Below are 8,408 nucleotides of genomic sequence, written 5' to 3' on the forward strand. Positions count from 1 at the left end.
GATTTTTATAATTTTTAGAGTATATTTTTTTAAGAAATTTTTTATAATAACCTTCTTGGGATTCTTATAATTTTTAGAGTATATTTTTTTTAAATTTAATTTTTAGATATTAATACTGTTTAAATTAGTATAAAAAATAGAATTAAATAGACTTAAATTTTATAAAATGTTTTTTTTAATTTAAGTCTTAAAATTTATTGTATTATATTCAAATTATGGTAAATTAAATTATAGTTTTTAATTTTAAAATAAGTATTTTAACTGGAATATTCTTGATTTTTAAAATGTTTAATTAAAAAGATAAATTTATATAAGTTTATCTACATGTCTTATTAAAAATTAAGTAAAATAAGTATTTTTTGATATTAAATTATTAATTTAATAATCAAGTAATTTTTCAATATCAAATAATACAGAGTTTATTGCAAGATTTAACATTTGTTCTCCATAGTATTTATTTACATAAACCCCATTTTCTTCAACATCTCTTGCTCCCTCTTCTATTGCAGGATCATTTTGTCTAGCTTCTTTAAATTTATATAATCCAACTTCACCATATAATTTTAAGTTAGCTTGATTTTTAACTTCATCTTCATTAATAATTCCTAAAACTTTTCCCATAGATAGTTCTCCACTACCTCCATGAGGACCTTCAGTTTCAATAAGTTTATTGTTGAATACTATATCTAGTCCAGTTTTATTTTCTATATATGTAATGTCTTGAAGTATTGGTAGATTTCCACCATGACCATTTACAATAACTACTTTTTTAATGTTTAAGAATTTTTTTGCAGAATTTAATTGTCTTATAAACTCATTAGCTAATTCTTCTAATGTATTATGTATTCCATGATCTATTTCCTTAAGTTCATATGATGGGTAGATTACACCTAAAAATTTAGCACCACTTACTACAGAAGCATTAAATGCTACATATGAAGCAATTTTAGCATCAGTATCAATAGGTAATGCTGGTCCATGATTTTCTAGATGTGCACCTAATGCAATAACTCCTATTTCATGTACTTTCTCATTAATTACTTTTCCTGCATTATATCTTAAATCAACCATTTATGACCCTCTTTATTAAATAATTTGTTTTTAAATGGGAATAGAATCTATAATTCTAAGTTCCAGATTTCATCACCAACATAATGTAATGATTTTATTGCTTTTCCTTTAGATGATTCTACCATTTCAGGACCTGTAATTAAACTTTCTCCAATAGCCAATGGTTTTTTATTATTAACATCTACAATAACAACTAAATCTCCAGGAACTATAGTATCATCTGCTTCAACAATACCTGGACTCATTATGTCTGCTCCATTTGTTACAAATCTTACAGCACCCATATCCACTACAACTGTTTTATTTTCTAATTCATTATTTGCTAAAATTGATTTTAAAGTAGGATATGGTTTGTTATCTATCATAATAATGTAAGGTTCACCATCAACTAAGATGTAGTCATATTCATCAGTTTCTAAAACTTCAACTTTAGATTTATTATTAATTAAAGAACCATATTGTCCTAATTCTTTTTTAATTTCTTTAATTTTTTTCTTTTTTAAGTAATTTCTTTTTTTTATTATCAAATTTAGCACCTATACTTTTTAGTATAATAATATATAATTTTTTAATATTTTATATTATTTTTCATTTATTGTTAGATTTAACTATTTATTTTTCAATTAATCTTGATTTTTACTTTTATTTACTTGTATTAATTTTTTTAAATATCTTTTATAAATTTTAAAATATGTATTATGATTAAAAATGCTATTTTTTATATAATTTTTTCTTAAATTTTAATTTTGATTATAAATTTTTTCTTAATCTTTTTTTATAGGTAGATTTATTTTTAATCAAAAGTTTTTTTAAGTATTAGTTTTTAATATTATTATAAAATTAAACTATTTTTTTATTTTTTTAATATAACATTTATATACTAGTTTATACATAATTTAAAATGTTATATTTACTATTGATAATAAAATATTTTCTTAAGTTAATTAAGAATTAAATTTTATACTATTTAGTAAGAAGACTTTATTATTGATTAAACAAAAAATATTATTAATTATTAAAAATTATGTTAATAATAATTTAGATTTAATTTTTAAGTCAATTTAATTATATTGTAATATAGGTGATTATTGTGAGCGGACAACAAAATGTTCAAAGACCACTTGACGCATTAGGAAAAGCAACAAACTCTCCAGTTTTAATAAAACTTAAAGGAGACAGAGAATTCAGAGGTATTTTAACTAGTTTTGATTTACATATGAATTTAGTTCTTAATGACGCTGAAGAATTAAAAGACGGTGAAGTTGAAAGAAGATTAGGTACTGTTCTCATTAGAGGAGACAATATTGTATATATCTCCCCATAGAATGAATTACTTATATTTTATTATTTAAATATCTTAGCTATGGCTATAGATATTTTTATAATTATTATTTTATCATTTTATTAGGAATCATAGTTTAGGAGGGAATAATAGTGAAAGGTACACCAACTATGGGTAAAAAAAATAAAAAAACCCATATTAGATGCAGAAGATGTGGAAGAAATACTTACCATGTCCGTAAAGGAGTTTGTGCTTCCTGTGGTTTTGGTAAATCCAAAAAAATGAGAAGTTACAACTGGCAAAATAAAAAATCTGTAACTGGTCAAAGATTAGTATAGATTTTTATTTATTAATCTTTTTTTTTAAAATTGTGTTTTTTATATTAGTTTATTTATAATTTTACTTATTTTAGTCTATTTTTTTAATAATTTAGTTTTTTTTAATGTTTTTTTATTTATCATTTTTTTTTTAATTGTTTGTATGATTTAATATTGACTTTACAATATTTTATATTATTTTCATAATGTATTTTTTATTAAGATTTAATTTTAATTTAATAATCATAAGGAAATATTATATACTTTTTATTTTAAATATAATAGTGTATTAAAAATTTATTTTAAAAATATTATTTCAATTTATTTTTTATATAGGGGGTAAAATATGCCTGAATTATTAAAAGTAATTAAGTATGAAGGTGATGACAAGACTTTGGTATACAAGTATCCAGACAGAGATTTTAATACTCAAAGTCAATTAATTGTTCATCAATCTCAGGAAGCAATACTTTTTAAAGATGGGAAAGCTTTAGATGTATTCGCTCCAGGAAAATATGAATTAAAAACAGAAAACATTCCTCTTTTAAGATCAATTATTAATATTCCTACTGAAGGGGTAAGTCCATTTCATTGTGAAGTTTATTTTATTAATAAAGCAATGTCTTTAAATGTTGATTGGGGAACAAGTAGCAGATTCGATGTACTTGATCCGACTTTTGGAATTCCATTAAGTGTTGGTGCTTCAGGAACTATGGAATTTGTTATCCGTGATTCTAGGGATTTTTTAGTAAATATTGTTGGAACTCAGGAGATTTTAACTACTAGCCAATTGTCTGAATACTTTAGAGGAAAAATTGTAACTAAAGTCAAATCTTATTTGGCTACTTTAATGAATGAAGTTAGTTATTTAAATATCAATACACATTTAGATGAAGTTTCAGAAGCATTAAAAAATAAGTTAAATGATTACTTCTATGATTATGGAGTTAGTTTAAAAAACTTTTATGTATCCACTATTCATATTCCTGAAGAGGATACTAATAAAGTTAAAACAATTTTAAATAAAAAATTGGAATATGGTACTCTTGATTATAATTGGGCTGATGAACAAATTGCTGAAATTTCAAAAAGATATGCATCTAATCCAGGTACTAATGATAATGTTGGAGGTATGATTGCTCAAATTCCACTTGCTATGGCATTTGGTGAAATGTTAAGTGGTGGTGTTGTAAATAATATGTCTTCGGGTTTTTTATCTAAATCTCAGGCTTTCAATAATAATTCTCAAGGTAATAATCAGCAGAATAATCAAGTTAATAATCAACAACAAAATTTTAATCAAAATCCAGGTATTGCTGTTGGTGCAAGTACTGGATACAAAAATAATTTCTGTATGAATTGTGGTTGTAAACTAAAAGAAGATGCAAAATTTTGTCCGAATTGCGGTACAAAAGTTAAAGTTGATGAAGTACTTAAATGTCCTAATTGTAATGCTATAGTTTCACAAGAAGATAATTTCTGTATGAATTGTGGATTTAAATTACGATAGATTAAATTTAAGGGGGTTTTTTCATGAAAGTTAACAATATTCTTATTTGTTTATTTTTTATAGTTTATAGTGCTATAATGTTCTTATTATTCTCAATTAACATAAATTTCGGATTAATTTATGTTTTTTCAGTTCTAAGTTTCATTATTGCACTTGTCTGGAACAATGTTTATTTAAGTAAAGGAAAAAGTTTTAATACATATCCTTCAAGGATTGTTTTATATACTTATTTATTAGTTCAGTTTATAGTTAGTATAATTTTACTTTCTACAAATTTCGTTTTAAATAGGAGTTTAGTTATTGAAATTATTATATTGTTTATTTTCTTAGTTTTATTGGTTTTATTATTAAGAAGTAAAGAATATATTGAAGATAATGAGAGTTCTAAATAATTGGTGAGTTTTTTGACTAGTGTTGAGTGTCCTAATTGTGGTAGTACTAAGATTGTGGAGGTTGATGGTGTTCCTACTTGTTTATCTTGTGGATCTAAATTACCCGATGTTTATTTAGGTGAATTAGGTGGTATTGATCAAAAGATAAAAGAAGCAGAAATCATACGTCTATATAATGCTAGGACTAAAAGAGATATGGAACCTAAGATGAATATTCTTAGTGATGATGAAATCCTTAAGTATGCTCCTAATTCAGAAGCTGCTGAAAAAATTAGATTTAATAGAGCTAATACATTATATGAAAAATTAAAGGCTAGTAGAAAATTTAGAATAATTTTTACTATTGTTCTTATGGCTATTGTTATGGCTATAGGGAATGTTATTTCATTATTTAATACATCTGTATCTTCAGTTTTTGCTTTTATATTCATTTTAATACCAATTGTTATGTATTTTTATTTCAAATAAATTTAGGTGAGTTTTTTTGACTGGTGTTGAGTGTCCTAATTGTGGTAGTACTAAGATTGTGGAGGTTGATGGTGTTCCTACTTGTTTATCTTGTGGGTCTAAACTACCTGATATTTCTTTAGGTGAATTTGGTAATATTGATCATGATATAAGAGAAGCAGAAATCATACGTCTATATAATGCTAAGACTCCTTCTGAAAGAGAACCTAGAATGAATGTTCTTAGTGATGATGAAATCCTTAAGTATGCTCCTAATTCAAAAGCCGCTAAGAAAATTAAAACAAAAAGAGCAGGTAGTTTTAAAGAAGTAGTACAAATTAACAAAAGTTATTTATTGGCTATAATATTGGTATTTTGTATTGCAGATATTTTTATTATGTCTATAATTCCATATTGGGATATAAATCGTTTTTTCCTTTTGTTTTTCTTTATAGGTCCAATATTAATATATTTATACTTTAGATAATTTTTTTATTTTTTTACTTTGTTGAAATTAGGGATGCATTTTGCATTTTAAAAATAGATGCATTTTATAGAATCAAAATTTTAAATAAATCATTTTTTAAAATAGTCTATTTTTTTTTTAAAATTTTTTAATTTTTTATAATGTTTATATTTAATTTTGCTTTTATTATGTAATTTATTAGATAATTTATCATTGTTAAAATCATATTCTTTAACCTATTTATTATATAAACCATTAATTAACCATATTTTTTATTTAGTGATGTATTTTAAGTGTATTTAACCATATGGGTTATTGTTTAGTTATATTTTTTATTTAGTGGTGTATTTCAAGTGTATTCAATTCTATAAACTACTAATTAAGTATTTTTTTAAAAAAAAGAGTATTTAACCATGATTATAATTAGATTAATATGATAAGTCTTTAAATTACTTTTTTTACCAATATAAATTTAATATCTATTAAATTTATTACAACCTCGTCAAGAGTGTTGATTTTAATATTATTCATTGAAATTCATTGATTTTTTCATTAATTTTTTGGTTCAATTCCTTTAGGAGATCTATATTTTTTCCTGTTTTATTTAACACTAGGTTTAAAATATTATCTGCTTCGTTTTCAATATAATTTTCATCTAATTCTTCTGCTATACTGTCCCATAAATCTACGGCCCAATTTTTTTTACCATCAAATACAGCATCAATAAGCTTTAGGCTTCCTGCATTGACTCTTATGAGACGATAGTCTGATTTAGGTTTTGATTTTTTACCTTCTTTATTACAATCAAGATAAAGTCCATTAGGTAACTCTTCTGTATAATCACCTGCTTTTATGAAAGTTCCTTCGATGGAGTAACCGTTTGTCACTGATTTATCTAGTCCACTTACATTTTTTAACCATCCTCCAGTTAATCTGAAATTTATTGATGGATCTAAATTTGTAAGTTCTCTACACCAATTTAACATCATAATTTTCACTTTATTTTAATTTGTATAAAAAAGTTTTAAATTAATATTTTACATATTAATTTTCTTATAATAATTAAATAATTAATAAATTTTAATTATTTAATAAACGAATGCTTGCTGAGATTATATGTCCAATTTAATTTTAAAAATTTAGTTTTTAAATAAAATAGGTTTTCAACAAGGTATAAATAAATTTAAGTGAAATAATTTTTCACAAAAATCATATGTTTTCTTATATTTTTTTTGAAAACATGGAATTACCAATTACATTATAAAAATTAGTTTAATATATAATAATTTTATTATCCAAGAGAGCATATGAAAAGTATTAATATTTTTTTATAGAATCTATTATTTCTTAATTTTTATGCTTATTTTAATTTTTTATCCATATTCTTTTTTTATAAATATTTGCATTTTAATTGGACTTTTATTATATATGTGCTTATTTGCATGTTTATTCTTTAAATTGTTTAATAAAAATATAATTTAAATGTACTTGATTTATCTTAGTTTTATTTTTAAAATTTTAATTTGTGTAAAAAATATATTACATTAATTATTAATTTAAAATAAGTTTAAAGGAAGTTTTAAATATAATTATAAACTTATATTAAACTGAATTACATTAATTAAACAATATCAAGTTTAATTAATATAATTCTAAACTTTTTAAAAGTGGTATGATGGAAGAATTATTAGAAAAATTTGATATTGTTCCAAATAATATGGATATTTTTGAAATAGCTTTCATTCATGGCTCATATTCTACGTCTCATGATCTTGATTATGATTATGAACGTTTAGAATTTTTAGGTGACTCTGTTTTAAATTTAATAGTTTCAGATTATATATTTAATAAGTATCCTAAATTAGAAGAAGGTAGTTTAACAAAAATTAGGGCAAATTATGTATGTCAATCAGCATTAATTTATTATTCTAAACAATTAGGTTTGGATAAACACATTAAAGTTAATGATGAAGAACATAATATAACTCATAATGAAATATTATCCATTTCTGCAGACATTTTTGAATCTTTTTTAGGTGCTATTTATATTGATCAAGGTATGAATAAAGCTAGAGAATATTTAGCTAATAATATATTTAAATATATTGATGAAAATAAAATATTCTTTTATGATTATAAATCTGCTGTTAAAGAATATGGTGATGCTACAGAAGTTAATGTAGATTATGAAACTGTTAAAGAATATGGTGTTCCTCATGATAAAACATTTGTCATAAGAATACTTATTGACGGTGAACCTTATGGTCAAGGTAAAGGTAAAAACAAGAAAGAAGCAGAACAATTAGCTGCTCAACAAGCTATTCAAAAATTGCATATTAATTAAATTATTATTTTTTTTAATTAATATTATATGGATTTATTGAAATTTTCTTAATTTTTAAATAAATAAAGTTTCAATAAGTCTTAATTAATATTAATTTTTTTATTTTTTAATATTGAATTAAATACTATTTTTTTTAATTTATTTGTTGGATTAAATACTATTTTTTAGATTTTATTATTATATTTTAAAATATTATTTTTATAAAAATTAGAATTATAAAGTAAATAAATATTTTAGGGGCCTGAATTTTTCACATTTGTGAGAGCTTTTGTAGGCCTGTTTTTGATGTATCTGAGTTTTGTACAAGTAGTGTTCCTAATAATACATATAAATATAAGGTTTTTTCTACTGATTTTGGTGTAAATTTGTGTATTTTTCTCATTTCTAATGAATTTTTAAGTACTTTGAAATAGTCTTCGATTTTACCTCTTATTGGTTTGTAATGTTTCCAATTCATGAGTTTACTGATTAATTCTTTTTTTAATCGTTTAAATAGTCTTTTATTTTTATTTAATTGCTTTTTATTTTTAAATATGTTTAAGGAGTAGCTTAAAACATCATCAAGGTGTTTTATGTTTA

Annotated in this window: 10 protein-coding genes and 1 pseudogene; 7 read left to right on the top strand and 4 right to left on the bottom strand. The window is 22.6% G+C overall.

Going from position 1 to position 8,408, the window contains the following annotated elements; genetic code table 11:
• Nucleotides 1–378 precede the first annotated feature (378 nt).
• The gene (gene arfB / locus T523_RS08630; RefSeq protein WP_042708583.1) at nucleotides 379–1,071 is read right to left on the bottom strand and encodes a 2-amino-5-formylamino-6-ribosylaminopyrimidin-4(3H)-one 5'-monophosphate deformylase; all 693 of its coding nucleotides are present in this window, start codon (nucleotides 1,069–1,071) and stop codon (nucleotides 379–381) included.
• A gap of 47 nt (nucleotides 1,072–1,118) precedes the next feature.
• Entirely contained in the window at nucleotides 1,119–1,598 is a 480-nt protein-coding gene (locus T523_RS08635; RefSeq protein ID WP_042708584.1) for a DUF1947 domain-containing protein, read from the bottom strand.
• 563 nt (nucleotides 1,599–2,161) lie between these two features.
• Here T523_RS08635 and T523_RS08640 point away from each other — a divergent pair.
• From T523_RS08640 to T523_RS08665, 6 genes are all read left to right on the top strand, one after another.
• A complete protein-coding gene (locus tag T523_RS08640) occupies nucleotides 2,162–2,395 on the top strand; it encodes an LSm family protein (RefSeq protein WP_042708585.1) in 234 nt (77 codons plus the stop codon).
• A gap of 107 nt (nucleotides 2,396–2,502) precedes the next feature.
• The gene (locus tag T523_RS08645; protein ID WP_198016046.1) at nucleotides 2,503–2,691 is read left to right on the top strand and encodes a 50S ribosomal protein L37e; all 189 of its coding nucleotides are present in this window, start codon (nucleotides 2,503–2,505) and stop codon (nucleotides 2,689–2,691) included.
• A 325-nt stretch (nucleotides 2,692–3,016) separates the two neighbouring features.
• A complete protein-coding gene (locus T523_RS08650) occupies nucleotides 3,017–4,180 on the top strand; it encodes an SPFH domain-containing protein (protein ID WP_042708587.1) in 1,164 nt (387 codons plus the stop codon).
• A gap of 23 nt (nucleotides 4,181–4,203) precedes the next feature.
• Nucleotides 4,204–4,572, top strand: a complete 369-nt coding sequence (locus T523_RS08655) for a hypothetical protein (RefSeq protein ID WP_042708588.1) — start codon at nucleotides 4,204–4,206, stop codon at nucleotides 4,570–4,572.
• 12 nt (nucleotides 4,573–4,584) lie between these two features.
• On the top strand, nucleotides 4,585–5,040 hold the full coding sequence (locus tag T523_RS08660) for a hypothetical protein (protein WP_042708589.1): 456 nt from the start codon (nucleotides 4,585–4,587) through the stop codon (nucleotides 5,038–5,040).
• Between the two features lie 16 nt (nucleotides 5,041–5,056).
• A complete protein-coding gene (locus tag T523_RS08665) occupies nucleotides 5,057–5,506 on the top strand; it encodes an SIR2 family protein (RefSeq protein ID WP_042708590.1) in 450 nt (149 codons plus the stop codon).
• Between the two features lie 506 nt (nucleotides 5,507–6,012).
• Here T523_RS08665 and T523_RS08670 read toward each other — a convergent pair.
• Nucleotides 6,013–6,474, bottom strand: coding sequence for a hypothetical protein (locus T523_RS08670; protein WP_042708591.1), 462 nt, complete (start codon nucleotides 6,472–6,474; stop codon nucleotides 6,013–6,015).
• Nucleotides 6,475–7,160: 686 nt separating this feature from the next.
• Here T523_RS08670 and rnc point away from each other — a divergent pair.
• Nucleotides 7,161–7,829: a ribonuclease III gene (rnc, locus tag T523_RS08675; RefSeq protein WP_042708592.1), complete on the top strand. Its 669-nt coding sequence runs from the start codon at nucleotides 7,161–7,163 to the stop codon at nucleotides 7,827–7,829.
• Nucleotides 7,830–8,079: 250 nt separating this feature from the next.
• Here the strand turns inward: rnc and T523_RS09320 are convergent.
• Nucleotides 8,080–8,408 (bottom strand): annotated as a pseudogene (locus T523_RS09320) (hypothetical protein); the annotation flags it as partial.

Source organism: Methanobrevibacter wolinii SH, assembly GCF_000621965.1.
In the GTDB taxonomy this organism is placed as follows: Archaea; Methanobacteriota; Methanobacteria; order Methanobacteriales; family Methanobacteriaceae; genus Methanarmilla; species Methanarmilla wolinii.